This window comes from Candidatus Obscuribacterales bacterium (assembly GCA_036703605.1).
Taxonomy (GTDB): domain Bacteria; phylum Cyanobacteriota; class Cyanobacteriia; order RECH01; family RECH01; genus RECH01.
In genome coordinates this window covers 1-2,197 of sequence record DATNRH010001071.1, presented here as the reverse complement: position 1 = coordinate 2,197, position 2,197 = coordinate 1, and the positions used below count along the sequence as shown (strand labels likewise).

Genomic DNA, 2,197 nt, shown 5'->3' with positions numbered 1-2,197 from the left:
CAAGATGCTGTCTGGCCGGTATTATTTAGCCCAGACGGTCAAACTATTGCTACAGGAAGCTTCGATGGCACAGTACACCTATGGGATAGGGCAGGTAACCCGTTAGCAGTACTGGAGGGGCATCAGTCCTGGATCAGTCGGGTGGAGTTTAGCCCAGACAGCACCACCATTGCCACAAGTAGTAGAGATCGCACAACGCGCATCTGGACGCTAAATGGTCAGCAAATTGCCCAGTATGAGGGATCTTTAGCAAGATTTGCCCCAGACTGGAGCTATGTATGGATTGTCCAGCCCGGCAATGTTCTTCTGGGTGAAGACCCTGCTAATCAGCGGGTGACAATGTGGCCCGTTGACCAAGATATTGATAGCCTGCTGGCCCGGGCCTGTCGTCGCCTACGCAGCTACCTTATCCATAGCCCCGATGTAACCGAGAGCGATCGCGCTATGTGCAATATTCCCCCCCGCGAGCCCTAACGCTGCCGAAATTCATCCCGTTCCACTGTAGTTAAGCCGCGATCGCATTCCGTCTATTCCCCCATGACCTTTCCCGCCCTCCTGCTCACCCTGCCCCTCCTCGCCGGCCCTAGCCTTCCCCCCCAGATCCCGCAGCCAGCCGCACCGCTCCTAGCCATTTTTGCAATGGACGAAGACCCCAGCGGCGACATCATCTGGCATCCTGGCAATACCCTGATCACCCATTCCCCCAACGGCCCCATCCGCCTATGGGATCCCGACGGCACCGCCATCGCCCAGCTCGACCTTACCCCAGACGCACAGATAGTCTGGAATGCAGGCAGCGATCGCCTGCTCATCTACGACCCCACCCAACTCCAGATCTGGGATCTCCAACATCGCCAGCCCACCATCGTAGAACCGTCCAGCCCCATTACAACCGTGGCCCTCAGCCCCATCGGCGACGCGATCGCCCTGGGCCATGCCGATGGCACCACCCACCTGCTCGACCCCAGCGGCAACCCCATCGCCCAGCTCAGCGGCCCCGATCGCCCCGTCCGGCAACTGGTCTTTAGCGCCAACGGGCAAGCGATCGCCACCCTGCACAGCGACGGCACCACCCAACTCTGGGACACCGCCGGCCGCCTGATCACCGCCCTAGAAAGTCCCCAGTTCCTAGTCCCCCACCTGATCATCTCCGACCTAGCCCTGAATCCGACCGGAAGCGCGATCGCCACCCGCAGCCGTTCCCCAGTCGTCAAACTTTGGGACACCACCGGCACCCTGATCGCCACCCTAGACGGCCATCAAGACTGGATTATAGACATGGTTCCTAGCCCCAGTGGAGAAGCGATCGCCACCTATGCCACCTTCGACCCCGCCGTCCAACTGTGGACGATGACAGGCCAGGCCATCGCCACCCTGGAGCACCCATCTTGGATTGATCACATCCACTTCAGCCCCGATGGCAGGGCGATCGCCACCCTAGACGGCATCGGCACCGCCCACCTGTGGCAGGTAGACGGCTCCCCCATTGCCACCTCAGATGGCACCGCCGAGGTCAACCACCTAGCCTTCAGCCCCCAGGGTCACCTGCTTGCGCTCAGCCAAGACAACGGCACAGTCCTGATCTGGGATCGATCAGGGAATCCCATCGCGCAGTTAGATGGCCATCAGGGTAGTCCGGTCGTTGCCATTGACCCCAGCGGAGAAGCGATCGCTACCCTAGACGACACCCAAACTTTACGCCTCTGGACAGTCGATGGTCGTTTGCTGTCCGCTAGTCCCGGATTTTAGAGATGCCTCCTACCCATTCTCCAGAACATTTCTCCAGAACATAGGGGCATAAATTCATGGCTTGAAGCCCCTCTCCCGTTCTGGGAGAGGGGTTTGGGGTGAGGGCAATCGGTATTGGGCAATCTGAGCGTTGGTATTAGGGAGGGGCGATCGCCTACTGCACCAAGCGAGGATAGAGCCGACCGCAGGCCGCTGTGAGGATGGCGGTGAGTCCGATCAACACTGCAAAATCGAGCCATAGCCCATACTCCGCCACCTGGGACACCAGCATCAAACTGCGCAGGGCATCGACCATATAAGTCAGCGGGTTAATCCGCGACAGCATCTGTAGCCACGGCGGCATAATCGAGATCGGATAAATGGCATTGCTGGCAAAAAACAGCGGCATGGTCATCAATTGCCCAGCTCCCACCACCCGTTCGTGGGTTTGGGCCCAGCAGGCCACCAT

Annotated in this window: 3 protein-coding genes; 2 read left to right on the top strand and 1 reads right to left on the bottom strand. The window is 59.5% G+C overall.

Annotated elements, in window-relative coordinates:
* Positions 1-474: hypothetical protein (locus V6D20_21890; protein ID HEY9818436.1), on the top strand; the 474-nt coding region annotated here is incomplete at its 5' end.
* Between the two features lie 63 nt (positions 475-537).
* Positions 538-1,749: a WD40 repeat domain-containing protein gene (locus V6D20_21885; GenBank protein HEY9818435.1), complete on the top strand. Its 1,212-nt coding sequence runs from the start codon at positions 538-540 to the stop codon at positions 1,747-1,749.
* A gap of 154 nt (positions 1,750-1,903) precedes the next feature.
* Here V6D20_21885 and V6D20_21880 read toward each other — a convergent pair.
* Positions 1,904-2,197 (bottom strand): ABC transporter permease (locus V6D20_21880; GenBank protein HEY9818434.1); only part of this gene is annotated, 294 nt, incomplete at its 5' end.